The following is a 19,874-nucleotide window of genomic DNA, read 5'->3' as shown; positions in this document are numbered from 1 at the left end:
CTCCAACTATTATATTCGACCTGTTACCGACAAACATAATATCATATTATTATGTAGTTATTCATCCCTATTTTATAAAGCAACGCCCCCTTCACAAGGGAGCGCTGCTTTATCCGAATAGAAATATTTTATCACGAGTCCACCTTATAACATTTGGGCAATATCACACAATCTTCTAATTTCTTGATAACTCTCCAGACACACCATCCGCAGAATCTATATGGCTTAATGCATTCACTTCATGCTTTGTTTCTCTATACACAAAGTAATCAAAATCGGCATGTTTTCGAGTTCCACCGAGATCCTGCACACAAAGTCCGATGTAGGTTCCCGTAAACCGAATATACTCCGGAGATTCATCGCACAGATGTGTGATATCAACCCACTCGCCTACATGATTCCAGGATGAATCCTTATTTAACGCATAGTAAAAGCGGGCGCGATCATAATCAACCACTGCTTTTAAGCGAAGCGTATTCACCGACTCTAGCGGAATATCCTCTAACAGTTCGTCATACACCCCGTACTTGGACTGAATAATTCCCAAGCACAGCCCCTTCTCTTCATGATAAGTTACACGTAAATAGAGATAGTCCTTGGTATCGTAGTACAAAATCAATCCTGCCATCTGCTGTGGATGATCCGGCGCAAATTCCAGAACTGTTTCGGCTTCACACTCAAACGTTTGCAATCTTCGCGCGATCATGCTTTGCCTATGCGTTGAACTCATCGACTCCATACCGTGCAAGCGCAAGTAACCGGGACGTTCCGACAAGCTGAGCCAAGTCGGGTCGGGTGGAATGCGAAGAGTATTCCAGTCATTCCGAAGCTCGGATTGATCAAAATGATCCATTTCAGCTAACGGTTCAAACGGATGTGCCGTAATCTTCGGTGCAATGACCTGGACCTCGGGATACCGGTTACCGCTCGCAAGCCTCAGCCAGCCGTCCTCGCTCCACGTACACGGCTGAAGTGCGGTCTCACGTCCAAGAATACAATACTTTTGATGAACAGGTCGTCCAACCAGATGAGCCATGTACCATTCGCCGGTATGTGTTTCAACAAGACTGCCGTGGCCTGCCTTCTGCAGAGCCAAATCCGTTCTGCCATATGAAGTAAGGATCGGATTGGCAGGATCAACCTCGTAAGGGCCTTGTAGTGTCCGGGAACGTGCTACTGTAACCGCATGCTCATAACCTGTTCCCCCTTCAGCCGTAATGAGATAATAATAGTCCTTGTGTTTATACAGATGAGGTGCTTCGGTTAATCCTAAAGCGGTTCCTTCAAAAATGTTCTTGGCTGGCCCGACCAGCTTTTGCTCCCCAACCGAATACTCCTGCAGAACGATGCCTGCAAACCGGTTTTTGCCCTTGCGGTGATCCCATATCATATTGACCAGCCACTTCCGTCCGTCCTCATCATGAAACAAGGAAGGATCAAAACCGCTACTGTTGAGATATATCGGTTCGGACCAAGGCCCTTCAATATCGGTTGCTGTCACAAGGTAATTGTGAGTGTCTTTAAAGGCGCCTACCCGGCTTTTGACATCGGTATAGATCAGGTAAAACACGCCGTTGTCATAACTGAGACATGGTGCCCATACACCTCCGGAGTTAATGTTGCCCTCCATGTTCAACTGCGTTGCACGAGTCAGCGGTGAAGCGATTGGTCGCCAATGAACCAGATCTCGCGAATGGTGTATGCGTACACCGGGGAACCACTCGAAGGTGGACGTGGCGATATAATAATCTTCTCCCGTCCGGCATATGGACGGATCTGGATGAAATCCGGGGAGGATGGGATTGGTGATCATTTTCTTGATACTGTTCATGGAAGAAACCTCCGGTATGAAAGTGATAATCTGTACAACAGCAGATACACGAAAGGTAGAAATCAGTACCAGCCCAGCGCTTTTTTGCCGGCTTCCAGAGCAGTTACAATTCGCTCTACATCGTATACATTGCCTCTCCATGTTCCGCCGCTGACAGATTGCAGCGCAGCCCAGAGCTTTGTATCGTCCGGCAAAGCTTCATCAGGCCGCATATCCGGATGGAAGGTCCTTTGTGCCAGGATGAGAGCACCTTCTTCCGGCGAAACCTCAATCTCTCCTTCTCCGACAAAGTTAATGCTGCCCTCCAGCGTGCTCCGATCCACCACGATGTCAATCAGGTCTCCGTTCCGCAGCTTGCCAATTGGTCCGCCTGCCAGCGCTTCAGGGCCAACATGACCAATACACGCACCGGTGGAAACACCGGAGAACCGGGCATCCGTAATCAGTGACACGTATTTGCCAAAAGACAAATGCTTAAGCGCAGAGGTTAGCTGGTACGTCTCCTCCATTCCGGTTCCGGATGGACCTCGTCCGAGAAGCACGACCACATCCCCAGCCGAGATACCTCCGGTCTTAATCGCACGGATCGCCTCCCGTTCGGTGGTAAATACCTTGGCTCTGCCACGATGACGGTACACGCCATTCTCATCCAGCACAGCAGGATCAATCGAGGTGGATTTGATGACAGAACCTTCCGGAGCGATGTTTCCGGTAGGAAATGTTACGGTCGAAGAGATGCCAAGCTGCTGGGCGTGTTCTACACTCATGATGACACTGTCCGGATCGATGCCGTCCTGCTCTTTCAACTGCTTCCGCATGAGATGACGGCGTTCCGACGATTCCCACCAATCCAGCACCTGCCCCAATGACGTACCTGTAACCGTTGGTACAGACTCATCCAACAGACCAAGCTGTCTGAGGTGAAGCATAACCTCTGGTACACCTCCGGCCTGAAAGACGCGAATGGTCGGGTAAAAGATCGGACCGTTAGGCAGGGCACTAACCAGTCTTGGAACATTCTTGTTGACTTGTATCCAATCCTGTACCGTAGGCACGGTTAAACCAGCCGCATGGGCTATCGCCGGTATGTGAAGAAGCAGATTGGTCGATCCGCCAAACGCAGCGTGCACGGTCATGGCATTGCGAATGGATGCATCCGTGACGATGTCTGCCATCCTCATTCCCTGAGACTCCATATGGATGAGTGCGCGTGACGATTGGCGCGCCATTTCAATCCAGACGGGCTGCCCGGAAGGTGCAAGCGCGGCATGTGGTACTGTCATGCCCATGGCCTCTGCTACGACCTGAGCTGTTGCGGCGGTACCTAGAAACTGGCAGCCTCCTCCCGGCGTAGCGCACGCGCGGCATCCCAAATCCGACGCCATTTCGAGCGAAAGTTCCCCGCTGACGTATCGTGCACCGATGGTCTGAATTTTACCGGCGTCCTCTCCATCGGTAGGTGGAAGCGTGACGCCACCGGGAACAATTACACCAGGCAATTGCGGCATACCGGCAAGCGCGAGCATCATTGCCGGAAGACCTTTGTCACAAGTAGCGACACCCAGCACCCCTTTACGTGTCGGCAGCGAGCGAATCAGTCTGCGAAATACCATGGCAGCATCGTTCCGGTAAGGAAGCGAGTCGAACATGCCGGTCGTTCCCTGTGATCTGCCGTCACACGGATCACTGACATAGCCGGCAAACGGGATTCCTCCCCGGCTTGACAGTTCTTCTGCGGCAGCTTTCATCAGTAGACCGACCTCCCAGTGACCCGTATGGTAACCGAGGGCTGTGGGACTACCATCCTCGTTGCGAATGCCGCCTTGTGTACTTAAGATCAGAAATTGTTTTCCGTTCAATTCCCCAGGTTTCCATCCCATTCCAACATTCTGGGACATGCCGAACAAGTCGCCGCTTGGAGCATTTCGCAGTAAATCATCCGTTAAAGGCAGACGTCCGGCAGCCCCTGGAGCATGTGCTATGATATCGAAGCAGTTGGATGCCTTCTCCCCCATAATCGACGTAATCTGTTCGTGCATGATAGGCCCCCCACAGTTTATGACTTCACGAAGACCGTTTTGATGGCGGTGAAAAACTCGATAGCCGCTTGCCCCTGTTCTCTGGAATGTGAACTTGACATTTTCATTCCACCGAACGGAGCTTGCAGCTCTACGCCGGCCGTTTCTGCATTAATTCTGACAAGTCCTGCATCCATGTCCCGGATGAAGGACAGCATCGCCCCTACGTTCTGAGTATAGATGGAAGCACTTAAGCCGTAGTCGCTGTCATTCGCCGCTTCAATCGCTTCCTCCAGGGAATCTACTGCAATTAAGGCCAGAACCGGACCGAAGATTTCTTCCCGGGCAATGGACATATGGGATTCGACCCCTTCAAATACAGTCGGTTGCACATAGAATCCCTCTTCCAGTCCGGGACCGTCTCCTCTTTTTCCGCCAGCAAGCAGAACGGCACCTTCATCCTGACCTTTTTGGATATAACTCAGCACCGTATTGAGTTGTCCTTCACTTGCACATGGACCCATCCAGCTTCCAGCAGACATGCCGTCACCCAGCCGGATTTCCTGGATTTGCGAGAGCAGTTTTTCTTTAAAGGCATCGTATACGTTTCGTTCAATGATGACCTTACTGGTAGCTGTACATTTTTGCCCTGTTGATTTCAATCCACCACTGATGGTGGCTTCGACAGCCAAATCCAGGTCAGCGTCAGCTGCAATGATGATCGGGTTTTTGCCACCCATCTCAAGTTGATACTTGGCCCCACGTGCTAGCGCTGCAGCACCGACCCGTTTCCCCACTTCATTGGAACCCGTGAACGTTATTCCTCCCACATCCGGATGCTCGGCAAGTGCTGAACCGATCACTGAGCCTCTGCCGCAGATCAGATTAATAACGCCTGCCGGGATACCCGCCTCTTCAAAACATTCCATGACTTTAGCCGCAGTGACCGCAGTTTCCTGAGCCGGCTTCAACACAACTGTATTGCCATAGATTAAGGCCGGAGCCATTTTCCAAATCGGAATGGCTACAGGGAAATTCCAAGGGGCAATAACTCCTACTACGCCAAGGGGTACACGAGTCGTAAACATCAGCGCTTCACTGTCTGTCGAGGGGATAACGTCTCCTGTTTTTCGCATGCCTTCTCCGGCGTAATACCTTAAGATCGCTACACCGCGCATCGTCTCTCCTTTGGCTTCAGGAAGTGTTTTGCCCATTTCCCTGGTCATCGCCTCTGCAACTTCATCGGCCCGACGTTCCAGCACATTTGCTGCCTGAAATAGATAGTTGCCGCGTTCTGCACCCGATAATCTCCGCCATTTTTTTGCTGCTTCCTTCGCCGCTGCGACAGCCCGGTTCAAATCCTCTACGCCGGAAGTGGGTACATAGCCGACAACTTCCTTCCGATTCGCAGGATTGATGCTCGGTTCGGTCTCACCAGATGTGGCCTTCACCCATTCTCCGTTAATATAATTGTTGTACGTCTGCTCCACTTGAAATGCGGTCATAGCCTTATCCTCCTTATAGATTAGTTTGAAATAACAGAATTCACGAGTGTCCCGATATCACTAATGGATATTTCAATCCGGTCTCCGGGTTCAAGTGTAAATTCATTAGGGGGAACGATATTTGTACCTGTCAAAAGAACCGTACCGTCAAACAAATCATTGTCCCTTGCTAAAAAAGAGACCAATTCATCCAGCTTACGGTTTAATTCACTTGTGTTTGCCTCGCTCTTAACAACCAGTTCACCTGCGCGATAAATTTCGCAGACAATGCTGAATGCGTAGGGATTCTGCACCGTTTCTGCCAATCGGATAGCCGGACCGATGGAGCAGGAGTTGCGCCACATTTTGGCTTGTGGCAGATACAGCGGATTCTCCCCTTCAATATCACGGCAGCTCATGTCATTACCGGCAATGTATCCTACAATACTTCCGTCACCCGCAAGCACCAATCCAAGCTCAGGCTCCGGGATCTGCCACGTGGAGTCGCTTCGGAGCGTGACGGCATCATTCGGACCTACCGTTCGTGCTGCCGTGGATTTAAAGAAGATTTCGGGTCTTTCCGCATCGTATACCTTATCGTAAAAGGTCGTTGCATCCATTTTTCCATCCGTCGCTTCGTAATTTCTCGCTTCCCTGCTTCGTTGATACGTAACACCTGCCGCCCATACTTCCGGGGCATCCACTGGTGTGATCAGGTGTAAGGTAGTCCAATCATCCGTCAGCTTGTTTAATGGTTTAAAAGCGCTTTCAATAAGTTGAACAGGTGATATCCCTTGTTCTTTTGCTTGATGGATCAAAGTCATAAAATCGGCTTGCGGCAAACGATAGGCTTTTTCATCATCCGTAACGGCTGCCAGCCACTTTTGTTGCCCGTCCAGAAATCGAATAATTCGCATTCAAGCTTGCCCCCATTCTCCCTATTGGGTTGATAATATTACCTTAGCACCAGCCAGGTTTCGTGACGATGTTCTAATCACTCCAACGAATTACCCTTTTCACGCATTTTTTTTCTGTTAAGATAAATCTAGATTAGATGAACCAAGGATGATGTACTCATCTCTCGTCCCTGTGTGTATTCTCAGTTCAGTGGATATCAACGAAATGATAAGATGTTGGAGTATAGAAGGATAAGGAGGTTGGGGTGCTGTGGCCAAGCTTTCGGAAGCCGTGTATTTGGGTCGTCTGCCTGATGTTCGCATGTCTTTTCAATTATTGGGGCTACATGCAAGAAAAGTGGATTCAACCTGGACGTATCCATCTCATGAGCATTCAATGTATGAAGTGCACTGGATGATGGACGGCCAGATGAATATGGTTGTTAACGGACAGTTATACAGTCAGACTGTAGGCGATCTTCTGTTCATTCGCCCTGGTATGACGCATTCCTGTACGGGTGCCGGACCGGAGGGGTTCACATACTTTTCCGTGCATTTCAGTGTACAGGATACGTCCTTTTGCAGAGAACTCAACCGTTGCAAAGACATCTATTATCCGGCAAATTCGAATTTGGCTCTGGGGCTGTCCTCTTCCCTGTCTACCTTATATAATCTGGCCACAGAGCATTTGTCGAGTTCGCTATCCTCTTCCAAACAGATGAAGGTGCATGCCGCTGTGTTCGAACTGCTCGGTTCCCTGGTTGGACAGTTATCTCAGCAAGCATCCGTTACGTTGTCGAGAAAAGAAACCATTGCCCATCAGATTGCTGAGCACATTGAGGATTCGGTGAGATATATCCATCTTCATGGGGAAATTCAGGAGAGCGAGCGAACCTGGATTCAAGATATTGCCAAGTCGCTGAGCATTAGCCCGTCACAGGTTAATCGTATTTTTCGGCAGGTATACGGCATCGCTCCGCGCAAGTTTCTATCTGAAACTCTTCTGAATGAAGCACAGCGCTTGTTAAAACAAACGGACCTGAACATAGACCATATTGCGATGATGCTGGGGTATAAGACCAATGCGCACTTCAGCCGCCAGTTCAAGCGGTGGACAGGCATCGCGCCAAGTGAATTTCGCAGTCATTCGCAGCAGAATGGTGAAGCCACACATTCAGATGCCTGAGATGCAGCAATCTCTGAGCCGCAGGAAGCTAACCAATACAAAAAGCAGCTGCTGGATGTCCAGAAGCTGCTCTATCTTTCTCAGGTATTTGATATTCTGTTGTAACTTTCACGCTAAAATAAATGCAGCGAGGCTCGCACTTCCCGAACCCCGATATGTAAGATACAACGCCTGTATACCATCCGGAATATTAATCTCGGCTGTATAGGGTTTCCAATGATTAGTGAAATGTACCGGTATTGTACCCAGTGCAGGACCGTCCCATGCTGTTTTGACCTCGAATACCCCGTTACAATATCCACGCACCTTGATCGAGATTTGGCGAATCCCTTTGCAATCAAAATACTTAAACCCTGCCGTTGCGGATTCAACCATGTTGGCAATATAACCGATCTCTTCATCACCATCTCTTCCATCCTGGGTGATCTTCGGAAATCGGCTGTCCAGCCAGGCTCCTGCCCCGAAACCCCCAGTATACCTTTGATCCTCTTGGGTAAAAAGATTGCATGCAAGATACGCAGGGTACTCGCCTCTTCCCTCCAACGGTCTACCGTTTGAGCCGCAGGAGGTCATTTCCACCTGAGGAATGCTGCCGTCCTCTTCAAATGATATCTTCTCAATACAGCCCTGGCGGTTGAATGCGTCACCATTGGTATGACGGTGATAGAAAACATACCAGTCTCCGTTGATCTCTACAATGCTGCCATGGTTATTGCCTCCATAATACATGGGTTTGTCAGCAGGTTTGTAGGATTCGATATGGAGATCACAGTTGCTTACGATGACGCCCTGATATGTAAATCCTCTATTTGGAAACAGGCTGGTGGCATAACATAATTCATGCATAACGATAGAGGAATATACGAGGTAGTAGGTATCCCCTCTCTTGCGGATGGAAGGCGCTTCGAAAAATTCATGGCCCTCATAACCGCTGCCCTTACTGTAAGGTTCGCTCGGTGCTACGAATACGGGTTCTTCCACAATCGTCAGCATATCTGAACCTAACATCGTGGCCATCGCGCCATGTCTTGATGGGTCTCCAGGTGCACAAAAACCGGTATACAGATAGGTATGCGGTCCTTCAGTCATCACGCCGGGATCGAACTGCGGCTCATCCCCATCTCTTTCGCCGAGACGAGTGCCGTCAGCATATTGTACATACCCATAAAATTCATATTTGCCAGCAGGTGTAGCACATACAGCCACCGAAACAACGGGTACCTTGTCCAACACATAATACAGATAATACCGTCCATCGGGACCCCGCGTAACATCTGGCGCATACAGGCACATATGACCATTTGGATTAAGGGGGTCATCAGTTTTTTGGTAGATTACCCCTTCATTTCGCCAATCCCCAAGGTCATTCACGGGTGCAGACCAGCATACATAATCGTTCAGACAGAAGGCATGTCCGTTAAAACGGTCATGTGAACCATACACATACACTCGTTCATTGAATACATAAGGCTCGCCGTCGGGGACATATTCCCAGGATGGAAGGTATGGATTCAAACCTTGTTTATTCATTCAATGCACACTCCTTATATAACTTGATAGACCATCTATTACACTTACGATTACTTTCGTATAATAGAGAACAACTACAATGTTCCATAAGTGTCTCTATTTATTCCATAACCTGCATGGTAAAGGTGAAGAACAATGAATACGATTTTTTACGTCGAATATGATGCTGCCCATAACCATCCGTTTGTGTTTGATATTCCAGAAGGACATGATTGCTGGCTGTTAGTTGTTACGCAGACTCCTGCACAGTTCTGGGTGGACGGGAAATTGATAGATTATCCACCTCATTGTGCCGTTCTCTATCCACCTCATCAGAAAATATATTATCGCTCTTGTACGGAGCAATATGTGAATGATTGGATTCGTTTCGAAAGTGATGAGATGTATGTAACCGAAACTTCCCTACCGAAGGGCGAACCATTTCCATTAGATGATCCTGAATTTTGTCACAAGCTGTTTCAATTACTTGTTGCTGAGCATTCTTTCCAGAAAAACAACCGAGAATCAACGATAGATTATTTACTACGAACGCTGTTCAACAAGCTGTTGGAGTCTTGCGTTCAAGAGAGTATTGGCCCGCAGCATTATCCTCTGATGAAGCTTCGAACAGAGATTCACAATAATCCGAGTCACCCATGGACAGTTGCTGCCATGGCCAAAACCATGAATATTAGTCCGGGATACTTACAGCTTGTATATAAGAACTCCTTTGGGGTGTCGTGTATGGAAGATGTAATTCATAGCCGAATTCGGTTAGCTAAAGAGTACCTCAGACATCATCAATATACGGTTGCAGAGATCGCCGACAGGTGCGGGTATCGTAATGTCGAGCATTTTTGCAGGCAATTCAAACAAATGACGGGTGTATCACCCAAGCGATTCATAAACGACATAAAGAACCCGGCTGACATAACAGAATGAGAGATAAATCTCACTCTCTCGCTCTGTCCAATGGGCAGTTACACTTAACTTTTTAGCCATCCAAAAGGTATACGTCAACGAGTTTGTTAGCGTTCTCTGCTGTCATTTTAAGTTAAGGTTTTAGCCTGTATAATGCAATGACATATTCTCAAGCATAATTGATCTATTATCATATTGTGATACTTTATAATGACATCTTGTTTTTGGCATATGCAGCCGCACCAATCATCCCTGCTTGCCCGCCTAATTTCGCTTGCACTATTTTACATGCATGGGATGAAAGCTTTAGCGCATGTTTCTCAACAGTGTTGCGCACTGTATTTAGCAATCGATCACCGGCTGCCGACATTCCTCCGCCAATAATAATCATTTCAGGATTGAACAGATTGATTACATTGGATAGACCAAATCCGAGAATCTTACCTGTCTCATGCATAACTTCAATTGCAAGTGAATCGCCAAGATCATATGCTTCCGAGATCATATGTGCAGTCATTGTCGTCCAATCCTCTCCTACCCATTCCAGAATCATACTTGATCGCCCTTCCTCAAGCTTGTCTGTAAAGGTTTTGACGATTCCTACCGCAGACACGTATCTCCCCAGACAGCCCGAGCTTCCACAACGACAAGGCCGACCCTCCCGGTACATATTCATATGACCTATTTCACCCGCACTCGATGTAGTACCGTAAATAACCTTTCCGTCATTGACAATACCAGATCCCAGACCTGTGCCTAACGTTATCAATATCAGGTTTTTATAGTCTGTGCCTGTGCCAAACTGCCATTCACCATACAGATTTACCCGAACATCATTGTCGATGTAAACAGGAAATTCAAAATGTTTTTTCATATAGTTCACGACATGAATGTTTTCCCAGTCTGGAAAATTAGGTGAAAATATGGATAGTCCCTGCTCCGGATCTAATAATCCAGGAATGCCCATACCTATGCACAGAATAGAAGCTGGCTTAATCCCCTCAGAAGACAGCATTTCTTGGATAATGTGTACAATTCGGTTTAATACATGGAACGGTCCTTTGACCGCCTCTGTAGGGTCGCTTCTTTCGTGAATTTTTTGAAACTCCAGGGTGAAAACAGAGGACTTAATATTGGTTCCACCCAAGTCAATTCCGATGATGTATTCTCGCATAATACTCTCCGCTCTCATTTAATTTGATATCAAAGAACTTAACCTACTTGATTCACTGATCATCCAACTCTGTATATGCTTAACCTGCTCCATAACTCAATCGTCTTGTCAGAGTAACTTTCTATAGTATAGGTTCCGAGCTCGAAATTGAACAAGCGTCTCTATTCAAAAAGAAGTCACTATATTAGTGACTTCTTAGGAGATAAAGTTTACTATTATCAATTTTCTTTAAGTGCATAGGTTCTGTCGCATTAATCCTTATTCAAGGGTGATACTGGGATGAAGTGCACGGGCCATAGCATCCATATAACCCTTAACAGCACGCTGACTCACTTCTGTTTCCGGAGCAAAAATTTCGAAAAGATGGAAGCAACCTGGATAGAGTTGGAATTCAACATCCACACCTGCTTGTGCTAATCGTGCCACATAGTCCATCGTCTCGTCCCGAAATAGATCGAGCTGACCTACACAAGTATAGGCTGGCGGCAATCCGGCCAAGTTCTCTGTTCTCGAAGGTACTGCGTAAGAAGAACTCCCACTGCCATCGTTCCCCTCACCAAGATACATATTCCAAGCAGCCACGTTGTCCGTTCGGTTCCAGATTGAACCCTCTTCTATAATCTCATGACTGGATGGCGTGATGTTACGATTATCTAACATCGGGTACAAAGGCATTTGAAAGATAATCGACGGACCTCCTTTATCACGCGCCATCAGCGCCAGCGCTGCTGTCAGCCCGCCACCACCGCTAGCACCGGCAATGGCAACCCGATTCACATCAATGCCAAGCGTTGCTGCCTCCACCGTCATCCATACTAATCCAGCATAACAATCTTCAATCGCTGCAGGATAAGGATGCTCGGGAGCAAGCCTATAGTCGACTGATACGACAATACATCCTGCTGTCTGAACAAAACGTTCGCACAATGTGTCGTCCATATCTGGATGTCCTAACACGTATCCGCCCCCGTGAATCCATAACATGGCTGGTAGTAAATCATTCGTTCGTTCGGCCGGCTCATATATTTTGACCAGCATCTCGCCTCCTTCCCTCGGAATTTGCCGACTGGTTGTGGTAACATGCTCTGAGCTCTTCACAGAGGTAGCCGCTACCAAACTTCTGCTCCACTCTAAATTTTCCTCCAATTTAAACCCTGGAAATTGTGAATATACTTCTCTTAACTCTGGTAATATACGTGTCTCAATACTCATGATAATTCCTCCAAATATAATATTGATAATAAATTTGATCGTGTACGTTATTCAGTTCATTCTTAGCTCATTTCAGCTTCCCATTTGGAAATTTCCTCTCGTACTCGCGGTGCAACCTCTGTACCGAGCAATTCAATAGCCCGCATGACCAACTCATGTGGCATCGTGCTTAAAGGGACATACATCATGAAACGTGTAATTCCTACATGTTTGCGCAGATGAATAATTTTTTGAGCAACTGTCTCCGGATCACCTACATACAACGCACCATCAGAGCTACGGGCAGCATCATAGCTGGAACGATCATAATAGGCCCACCCTCGCTCTTTGCCAAGTTTATTCATACCGTACTGAGTGGACGGGAAAAAGAGTTCTGCGGCCTTTTCCGTATCTTCAGCAACAAATCCGATAGAATGTGAACCTACCCGAAGCTGCGATACATCATGACCGGCATGAGCTGCCGCCTTTTTATACAGTTCTACCAGCGGTGCAAATTTTGTTGGGTTACCACCGATAATTGCAAGAACCAGGGGCAGACCTAGAATTCCAGCACGTATGGCAGACTCCTGAGTGCCTCCGCTTCCGATCCAGACAGGTAAAGAATTCTGAACAGGGCGCGGGTACACCCCCAGATTATGTATCGCTGGTCGATGGCCCCCACTCCATGTTACTTTCTCGGATTCCCGTAATTTAAGAAGCAGTTCAATGTTTTCATTAAATAAATCCTCGTAGTCATTCAGGTCATAACCAAATAGCGGAAAGGATTCAATGAAGGAACCCCGGCCAGCTATAATCTCGGCACGTCCATTGGAGAGACCGTCAAGCGTGGCAAAATCCTGAAACACACGGACAGGATCTGCTGAAGAAAGCACCGTCACAGCACTTGTCAATCGAATTCGTTTTGTGAGGGGCGCCGCAGCGGACAACACCATTGCTGGTGAAGAAGCTGCATAATCTTCACGGTGATGCTCACCTATGCCAAACACATCAAGCCCTACCTGATCTGCAAGAACGATTTCCTCGACGACTTCTCGCAATCGCTGAGCGTGACTCATGACAACACCGGTCTCAGTATCAGGCTTTGTTTCTACGAATGAAGTAACTCCTATTTCCATAATTAATCTCTCCTTATATTTTTCTCTCCTTAAGAGGAATGCTCAAGACAACGAATTAAAGCGGTCCAATCCAACTCACCATAACCATGAGCAATTCCTTCAGTCAGGTGTTGATGGATAAGCTGGCCTAAAGGTAGAGGAGCTTGAACGGACTTTGCTGCTTCGATAGCCAATGCAACATCCTTTAACCCGAGCTTCATTTTAAAACCGGCTGGTTCAAAGCGCTGTTCGGTCATGATCGATCCATAGTTCTGATATACCGGAGATTGAAAAAGAGCATTCACAACATCCATATATCGTGACGGCTTAATGCCGTGCTTTTCAACCATGAGCTGCGCTTCCGACAAAGCTTCTAGCATGGAAGCAATTAGAAAGTTGACGCCTATTTTCACAATGTTACCTTCTTCGCCATGATCCCCAATCTCAAATACCTCTTGACTTAGTGCTGTTAAAATGGGAAGTACTCGTTGTCTTACATGTTCCGGACCAGCTAAGATAATACGTAATGTAGCTGCTTTAGCGGCATCCGGGCGCCCCATTACGGTGGCAGACACAAAATGTTGGTGTCTCTCCGCATGCAAAGCGGATAATTTCCGAGCCAGATCCACGCTGATCGTACTGGCAGATACGTGAATTCCATCTTCAGATAATCCGTTCAGTACGCCATGGGGTCCTTCAACAATCTCCTCCAAAGCAGCATCATCAGATAACATAGTAATTACAAGATTGCTTTCTTTCGCTGCTCCTAGTGGTGTTTTGGCGTACCGTGCTCCTTGTTTTAGTAAGGGTTCAACTTTTTCGGCGGTCCGATTAAAGATGACTAATTCATGCACTGCCTTCAACAGGTTTTGTGCCATTGGAAGTCCCATATTCCCAAGTCCAATAAACGATACCTTCATTGGTTGCATCTCCTTATTCATGATGGATTCTTTCAATAACGGAATGAATGTTCCAGAATGATTAAAAAAAAGACAGTCTTACGTATACTCTTCAAATGGCATCTTTAAAATAAAAGGAACTGAATAACGGAACAATCATTCCAATATTGCCAAAAAAAATTATATACCTGCAATCACAAAGCTAATCATCTCTTTTGCACGTTCCGGATTCTGACCCGTTTTGGCCATGATATTTATACTTTGATGTAAATTCAGCAATAAATAAGACAATGTTTGGATATCGGTTGTTTTATCTATCTCTCCCGATTGTTGCCCCTTCTCCAGAAGCTCACAAAAAGCTTGTTCCAAATCCGAAAAACTAGTCTGGATCAAGACATTGATCTGTTCATCTGGTGAATCCAATGTTGTAGCTGTATTCGTTACAAAACATCCGCCCGGCAGGCTGGTATCGTATGCAGAATTAATATGATACTCAAAAAATTGAAGAATTCCATCTCTAACGTTTGATGCTTGTTCAAGAATGGTTTGCTTATTGGAACTCCCATTTTTATAATGCTCCAGGGCATCTCTGTACAAGGTTTGCTTGTCGGAAAACGTATCATAAAGACTGGATCGACTAATGCCCATCACATCCAGTAAATCCGGAATGCTGGCCGCCTCGTATCCTTTTTTCCAAAACAACAGCATCGCTTGGTGTAACGCTTGATTTTTGTCAAATTCTTTTGTTCTGGCGATAAGTAACACCTCCCGTTTCAGAAATATAACATATCTGAACTGATCAGTCCAGAAAAGAATATTGCAGATTGTAAAACTGTATTGAAAATTTATCCATTAAAGAAATTTATATGCTATATTTGACAGGTAACTTAAAACATATTGAGGAAAAGAGGATGTTCCATGAAAAAAGCCTTATTATCTTGCCTTGCCATGTTTATGTTTTTGATTCCATTTGTTCCTGTGACTTCCGCTGCCAGTGGAGATCGGCTGATTTATGACATTATGTATAATGTCGCAGGTGGAGGGTTAGTCTCAAACAATAACAGGTTCTCATTTCAATTTGACAATTATGGTGATGCGCAGATCTGGGATGTCAAGTCACGTACAATGATATGGAACAGCAAAACAAAAGACACAAGAATACATAAACTGCAGATTGATTATTTCAGCGGGAAATTGGTCATATCCGATCCTCAAAACACACCTTATTGGACATCGGATAACCTGGCATGGGCTAAGGCATGGTACGGAGCAGACAATGTGCCTGCTAATCTTAGAGGCAATGTGCTCATTATGCAAACTGACGGCAATCTGGTACTGTACAACAATGAAAATCCGGCCTTGGGCTGGTATCCTGTCTGGGCTTCGAATACAGGTGGACGCTAAATACTATTACAGCAATTTCTTAATGGATTCGCGCTATATTTTGGCATGATGATGTGCTATGATTCTCATTATAACTTTGTCATACACCCAAAAGATCTCTTATGCAGTAAATGCTGAAGAGATCTTTTTTATTTTACATATAATGGATGATTGCATCTCAATAAAGCCAAGTACTTTAGAAGCAACAATTACCATCCTGAAATTACACTGGATCTGTTGTTTCCGTCCTGCTTCTCAAGTTCTTAAATCGTAATATGACAAGAAGTAAAGCAATGCCTACAGCTCCAAAACCCAACCAATTTAAGTACAGGACTGATGTACGACTGATCACAATCCCGCCTAATCCAGATCCCAGTGCAAAACCAAATTGGATAAACGATGTATTTACGCTAAGGGCAATATCAGGATTACGAGGTGCCAGTGTAACCAGATATAGTTGCTGGGCCGGAGATATGCTCCACGTGGCTAACATAAAAATCATTAAAACCAAGATTAAAAGCATAAGATTAACTCCAGCTAGAGCAAACAAAAGAAGAGTTACGCCTTGTAACAGAAGGCCTAGACCAATTGTAAACTTTGATCCCCTTGCATCTGCCAATTGTCCGCCCACTTTTGATCCGACAAAGCTGCAAATTCCCGCGAGAAACAGAACACCGCTGATCTCGGTCATGGTAAGTGTGGATGTAGCTTGCAAGAACGGCGTGATATACGTGAACAGTGTTGAATAGCCGCCGATATACAATAACGTAATAAGCAAGGCAGTCAGAATGAGTGGATTTCTTAAAATGGAGAGCTGCATTCTGAGGGTGATCTTTTCTTCCTCTTTGATTACCGGAACCTTTTTGTTGATAATAAGTAATGGAAGAACACTTAACAATCCAATCAATACAAATAGAACTCTCCATCCAAACCTTTCACTAAAAAATGTACCCACTGGGACACCGAGCACTAACGAACTGCTTAGCCCCATCAAAATGATGCCGATGGCATTGCCCCGCTTTTCTTTTTCAACCATTCGTGTAGATACGGCCATCGCTACTACAGTAACCATGCCTCCGCTAGCCCCTTGAACTATTCGTACCCATAGTAAAGTTTCGTAAGAAAGGTTAAAAAGCATGAGCCCGTTACTGGCAATAAACACACTGAGGGTGGACAACAGTAACTTCTTGCGATCCATATTTATTGTAATTGCAATGAGAATCGGGGCAATAATGGCGGCTGACAGAGCGAATACAGTCACCAGTAACCCCACTTGGGAAGTAGACACGCTCAAGTCTGAGGCGATCATTTCAATGACTCCTGTAATGATGTACTCAAGCGTTCCGATCAGAAAAACAGTTAACGCCAAGATATATATGATCCATTTATTTTTCACTTTACTCCACTCCGTCTTCTTCAGTTATCTATTTAGTATTGGGATCTGTATTTCTATGAATTGTGCATCTTGTTCTTGGGATAAGGGTAAATATAGTTCCCTACCCGCTTCGTTTTCCTTGATCTGATAGTTATTTTTCTCAATCCATGTAGCTAAATGAACACAGGCTTTGCAGGCAAAGGTGGCATTGGAACGATAAGCTATGGTGGCCATCATGGGCTCTGCAGGAAGAGTCCGGAGTTGAAATGGATATGGAGGTAATTGCAGCTCACAAGTTAAGAAATAACCTATTTCCAATTCGAACTTTTCCTCTTGTCCAAGGATTTCTCTCCACAAAACAACCTGTGGCCCCTGGATCATTTGACGTATTTCTTTGGTTAATGACTGATCAAAATGACGAAATAAACTTGGAATATCCTCATCCCCCCCGTACCGAGTCTGAAAAAGAAACTGTCGAGCACTTTCCTCTTTGATTCGGATTTCTTGCCCAGTTTCGATGTGCCCCTCTTCCTCCATAAGCTGCAAGCGTTCCTCAATTCGGACGAGTCTAGCTTGTTCTGTATCGATAATCTGCTGAATTTCGCTTTTTTTCAGTTGAAACATGCCTTGAATATTCTCCAATGTAATATGTTCCTGTAGCAGTTGTGTGATTTGTGGCAACGTAAACCCCAATTCTTTATAAATGAGGATTCGGTTGAGCTCCAGAAGCTGATCTGCGGAATAGTAACGGTAACCCGTGTCGTGATCTACCTTTCTCGGTTTAAGTATGCCAATCTGGTCATAATAACGCAGTGTTTTTAACGAAACCCTACTTAGCCTGGAAAATGCACTGATTTTGAACAACATATCATCTCCAATCTATTAATATAATGCGAGTATATAGTTTCCCGTGCAGGGGAAAGTCAAGGGGAATATGCTTCTCATTTTTATAGTTAAATCAACTAAATCAACTATCATCCTTGTCTTCACTCTATGTTGGGCTTATGGGGAAGTCAAAGAACCGTTTCTGAATGAAACGTTCATTTTTTTTGAACAAAAAAATGCCACTTATCGTGGCATTCTCTCGGTATTCATTCAATTATCCTGCTCAGGCAGGGTTGTATTTATTTTCCGGTTTCCGCAAATGTTTTAATACGTTCCCCGATCTGGTCACGGACCCTTTGGAATACGGCCCATTTCTCTTCATCTGTACCTTGCGCTTTGGCAGGATCATCAAATCCCCAGTGTTCCCGCTTCACATGAGGAGGCGTCATTGGACATTTATCTGCGGCATCCCCACACAATGTGACTACGAAATCAGCGTTGTTCAACAACTCTGAATCAATGATGTCCGAGGTTTGAGTCGAAATATCCAGATCAACTTCGTTCATGGCTTTAACCGCTTTTGGATTCAGACCGTGGGCCTCTATTCCTGCGCTATAGATGTCCCAGTCCTCACTCAAATATTTCTTGGCCCAGCCTTCGGCCATTTGACTCCGGCAGGAATTACCTGTGCATAGGAAGTACAATGTTTTTTTACTCATGTTTATCTCTCCTCGTTATTTAAAGTTATAAAATGATTAACCACAGATACAGACCCACTAGGGTAATAAGCAGAGTCGGAATGGTGATTATGATACCTGTCTTGAAGTAAGTGCCCCATGATATTTTGACACCTTTGGTGCTAAGTACATGAAGCCAGAGCAGGGTCGCGAGTGAACCAATCGGGGTAATCTTGGGACCTAAGTCCGAGCCAATAATATTGGCATAGATAAGCGCCTCTCGAACAGTCCCTGTTGCTGTCGTTGCATCAATGGCAAGTGCATCAATCAACACGGTAGGCATATTGTTCATCAGGGATGAAATGATTGCCGCGATAAAGCCCATACCCATTGTTGCAGCAAACAATCCTTGATCTGCTACAGCCTGAATGACTACGGCCAACAGATCGGTCAAGCCTACATTACGTAGACCATAAATCACGACATACATGCCGATGGAGAAAAATACGATGGCCCAAGGTGCTTCTTTGACAACCAATGCGGTCGGTACAGCAGAACTCCGGGAAGCCATGATCAGGAAGAATATCGCGACAATACCTGCCACAAAGGATACGGGGATTCCGAGAAATTCACTGGTAAAGTATCCAATGAGAAGAACCGCTAATACCACCCACGACAACCGAAACATCTTCATATCCTTAATGGCAGTTACCGGAGGTTTCAATTCACTCGCATCAAATCGTTTGGGAATACTCTTGCGGAAAAAGAGATACAGTACACCAATACTCGCCACCAGTGAGAACAGATTCGGAACAAACATTCTTCCTGCATACTCCATAAACGTAATACCAAAGAAATCGGCAGACACAATGTTAACCAGGTTACTCACAACCAGCGGCAAGGAAGTCGTATCCGCAATAAATCCGCTGGCGATAATAAATGGAAATACTCTCTTTTCATCAAAATTCAGTGCACGTACCATGGCTAGAACAATTGGTGTCAGTATCAGTGCACCTCCATCATTGGCAAAGAAAGCAGAAACCACTGCTCCCAGGATGGAGACGTAAACAAACATTCGTACACCATTGCCATGAGCGGCTTTGGCCATATGTAAGGCAGCCCATTCAAAAAAGCCGATACGATCCAGAATTAACGAAATCAGAATGATTGCGACAAATGCAAGCGTAGCATTCCAAACGATTTGCGTTACATCCCAGACGTCATGAAGATCGACCACGCCCACAAGTAAAGCAAGAATTGCTCCGCCGCAAGCAGACCAACCAATGGACAGGTTCTTAGGCTGCCAGATGACAAGGATTAGCGTAATTAAAAAGATCATGCACGCTAGCAGCGTAGAAAACAATATATTTCCCTCCTTTCAGTTCCGCCA

17 protein-coding genes are annotated in these 19,874 nt (G+C 45.8%); 3 read left to right on the top strand and 14 right to left on the bottom strand.

The annotated features are described in order from the left end of the window. Positions 1-175: 175 nt before the first annotated feature. The 4 genes from MKZ12_RS15575 to MKZ12_RS15560 all read right to left on the bottom strand — a co-directional run bounded on the left by MKZ12_RS15575 (position 176) and on the right by MKZ12_RS15560 (position 6,250). Complete coding sequence (locus MKZ12_RS15575) at positions 176-1,831, bottom strand: glycoside hydrolase family 43 protein (RefSeq protein WP_339255299.1); 1,656 nt, start codon at positions 1,829-1,831, stop codon at positions 176-178. Between the two features lie 62 nt (positions 1,832-1,893). Further along, the gene (locus MKZ12_RS15570; RefSeq protein WP_339255297.1) at positions 1,894-3,870 is read right to left on the bottom strand and encodes a YjhG/YagF family D-xylonate dehydratase; all 1,977 of its coding nucleotides are present in this window, start codon (positions 3,868-3,870) and stop codon (positions 1,894-1,896) included. Positions 3,871-3,887: 17 nt separating this feature from the next. Further along, the gene (gene gucD, locus MKZ12_RS15565; RefSeq protein ID WP_339255296.1) at positions 3,888-5,354 is read right to left on the bottom strand and encodes an alpha-ketoglutaric semialdehyde dehydrogenase GucD; all 1,467 of its coding nucleotides are present in this window, start codon (positions 5,352-5,354) and stop codon (positions 3,888-3,890) included. A gap of 20 nt (positions 5,355-5,374) precedes the next feature. After that, a complete protein-coding gene (locus tag MKZ12_RS15560; RefSeq protein WP_339255294.1) occupies positions 5,375-6,250 on the bottom strand; it encodes a fumarylacetoacetate hydrolase family protein in 876 nt (291 codons plus the stop codon). A 250-nt stretch (positions 6,251-6,500) separates the two neighbouring features. On the opposite strand from MKZ12_RS15560, the gene MKZ12_RS15555 reads away from it, so the two are divergent. Continuing rightward, positions 6,501-7,415, top strand: coding sequence for an AraC family transcriptional regulator (locus tag MKZ12_RS15555; RefSeq protein ID WP_339255292.1), 915 nt, complete (start codon positions 6,501-6,503; stop codon positions 7,413-7,415). Positions 7,416-7,523: 108 nt separating this feature from the next. Here the strand turns inward: MKZ12_RS15555 and MKZ12_RS15550 are convergent, their stop codons facing one another. Beyond that, complete coding sequence (locus MKZ12_RS15550; RefSeq protein ID WP_339255289.1) at positions 7,524-8,945, bottom strand: family 43 glycosylhydrolase; 1,422 nt, start codon at positions 8,943-8,945, stop codon at positions 7,524-7,526. A 135-nt stretch (positions 8,946-9,080) separates the two neighbouring features. Here MKZ12_RS15550 and MKZ12_RS15545 point away from each other — a divergent pair, with 135 nt between their 5' ends. Beyond that, on the top strand, positions 9,081-9,866 hold the full coding sequence (locus tag MKZ12_RS15545) for an AraC family transcriptional regulator (protein ID WP_339255286.1): 786 nt from the start codon (positions 9,081-9,083) through the stop codon (positions 9,864-9,866). 184 nt (positions 9,867-10,050) lie between these two features. On the opposite strand, the gene MKZ12_RS15540 is transcribed toward MKZ12_RS15545, so the two are convergent. The 5 genes from MKZ12_RS15540 to MKZ12_RS15520 all read right to left on the bottom strand — a co-directional run bounded on the left by MKZ12_RS15540 (position 10,051) and on the right by MKZ12_RS15520 (position 14,989). Then, on the bottom strand, positions 10,051-11,019 hold the full coding sequence (locus MKZ12_RS15540) for an ROK family protein (RefSeq protein WP_339255284.1): 969 nt from the start codon (positions 11,017-11,019) through the stop codon (positions 10,051-10,053). 258 nt (positions 11,020-11,277) lie between these two features. After that, positions 11,278-12,231: an alpha/beta hydrolase gene (locus MKZ12_RS15535; RefSeq protein WP_339255282.1), complete on the bottom strand. Its 954-nt coding sequence runs from the start codon at positions 12,229-12,231 to the stop codon at positions 11,278-11,280. Positions 12,232-12,293: 62 nt separating this feature from the next. Then, a complete protein-coding gene (locus MKZ12_RS15530; RefSeq protein WP_339255281.1) occupies positions 12,294-13,346 on the bottom strand; it encodes an LLM class flavin-dependent oxidoreductase in 1,053 nt (350 codons plus the stop codon). Between the two features lie 29 nt (positions 13,347-13,375). Beyond that, complete coding sequence (locus tag MKZ12_RS15525) at positions 13,376-14,254, bottom strand: NAD(P)-dependent oxidoreductase (protein ID WP_339261436.1); 879 nt, start codon at positions 14,252-14,254, stop codon at positions 13,376-13,378. Positions 14,255-14,404: 150 nt separating this feature from the next. Continuing rightward, positions 14,405-14,989 carry a TetR/AcrR family transcriptional regulator gene (locus tag MKZ12_RS15520; RefSeq protein ID WP_339255279.1) on the bottom strand — a complete coding sequence of 195 codons (585 nt, stop codon included), beginning with the start codon at positions 14,987-14,989 and terminating at the stop codon, positions 14,405-14,407. Between the two features lie 153 nt (positions 14,990-15,142). Between MKZ12_RS15520 and MKZ12_RS15515 the strand changes: the two genes are divergently transcribed. Then, positions 15,143-15,628, top strand: a complete 486-nt coding sequence (locus tag MKZ12_RS15515; RefSeq protein WP_339255276.1) for a hypothetical protein — start codon at positions 15,143-15,145, stop codon at positions 15,626-15,628. 202 nt (positions 15,629-15,830) lie between these two features. On the opposite strand, the gene MKZ12_RS15510 is transcribed toward MKZ12_RS15515, so the two are convergent. From MKZ12_RS15510 to MKZ12_RS15495, 4 genes are all read right to left on the bottom strand, one after another. Then, positions 15,831-17,003, bottom strand: coding sequence for an MFS transporter (locus tag MKZ12_RS15510; protein ID WP_339255274.1), 1,173 nt, complete (start codon positions 17,001-17,003; stop codon positions 15,831-15,833). A 24-nt stretch (positions 17,004-17,027) separates the two neighbouring features. Continuing rightward, positions 17,028-17,846, bottom strand: coding sequence for a helix-turn-helix domain-containing protein (locus tag MKZ12_RS15505; protein WP_339261434.1), 819 nt, complete (start codon positions 17,844-17,846; stop codon positions 17,028-17,030). A 260-nt stretch (positions 17,847-18,106) separates the two neighbouring features. Then, positions 18,107-18,526 carry an arsenate reductase (thioredoxin) gene (gene arsC, locus MKZ12_RS15500; RefSeq protein WP_339255272.1) on the bottom strand — a complete coding sequence of 140 codons (420 nt, stop codon included), beginning with the start codon at positions 18,524-18,526 and terminating at the stop codon, positions 18,107-18,109. A 25-nt stretch (positions 18,527-18,551) separates the two neighbouring features. Beyond that, positions 18,552-19,847, bottom strand: coding sequence for an arsenic transporter (locus tag MKZ12_RS15495; RefSeq protein WP_339255270.1), 1,296 nt, complete (start codon positions 19,845-19,847; stop codon positions 18,552-18,554). Between the last annotated feature and the right edge of the window lie 27 nt (positions 19,848-19,874).

Source organism: Paenibacillus sp. FSL R5-0713, from assembly GCF_037973325.1.
Classification (GTDB): domain Bacteria; phylum Bacillota; class Bacilli; order Paenibacillales; family Paenibacillaceae; genus Paenibacillus.
Note: the sequence above shows the minus strand (reverse complement) of the source record. Positions and strands in the feature narration are given on the sequence as shown.

What these genes read in the sequence shown, in the direction of transcription:
- MKZ12_RS15525 (WP_339261436.1), bottom strand. Translation starts at nt 14,254, where the DNA reads ATGCAACCAATGAAGGTATCGTTTATTGGACTTGGGAATATGGGACTT.
- MKZ12_RS15550 (WP_339255289.1), bottom strand. Translation starts at nt 8,945, where the DNA reads ATGAATAAACAAGGTTTGAATCCATACCTTCCATCCTGGGAATATGTC.
- MKZ12_RS15570 (WP_339255297.1), bottom strand. Translation starts at nt 3,870, where the DNA reads ATGCACGAACAGATTACGTCGATTATGGGGGAGAAGGCATCCAACTGC.
- MKZ12_RS15560 (WP_339255294.1), bottom strand. Translation starts at nt 6,250, where the DNA reads ATGCGAATTATTCGATTTCTGGACGGGCAACAAAAGTGGCTGGCAGCC.
- MKZ12_RS15545 (WP_339255286.1), top strand. Translation starts at nt 9,081, where the DNA reads ATGAATACGATTTTTTACGTCGAATATGATGCTGCCCATAACCATCCG.
- MKZ12_RS15540 (WP_339255284.1), bottom strand. Translation starts at nt 11,019, where the DNA reads ATGCGAGAATACATCATCGGAATTGACTTGGGTGGAACCAATATTAAG.
- arsC (WP_339255272.1), bottom strand. Translation starts at nt 18,526, where the DNA reads ATGAGTAAAAAAACATTGTACTTCCTATGCACAGGTAATTCCTGCCGG.
- MKZ12_RS15535 (WP_339255282.1), bottom strand. Translation starts at nt 12,231, where the DNA reads ATGAGTATTGAGACACGTATATTACCAGAGTTAAGAGAAGTATATTCA.
- MKZ12_RS15530 (WP_339255281.1), bottom strand. Translation starts at nt 13,346, where the DNA reads ATGGAAATAGGAGTTACTTCATTCGTAGAAACAAAGCCTGATACTGAG.
- gucD (WP_339255296.1), bottom strand. Translation starts at nt 5,354, where the DNA reads ATGACCGCATTTCAAGTGGAGCAGACGTACAACAATTATATTAACGGA.
- MKZ12_RS15575 (WP_339255299.1), bottom strand. Translation starts at nt 1,831, where the DNA reads ATGAACAGTATCAAGAAAATGATCACCAATCCCATCCTCCCCGGATTT.
- MKZ12_RS15515 (WP_339255276.1), top strand. Translation starts at nt 15,143, where the DNA reads ATGAAAAAAGCCTTATTATCTTGCCTTGCCATGTTTATGTTTTTGATT.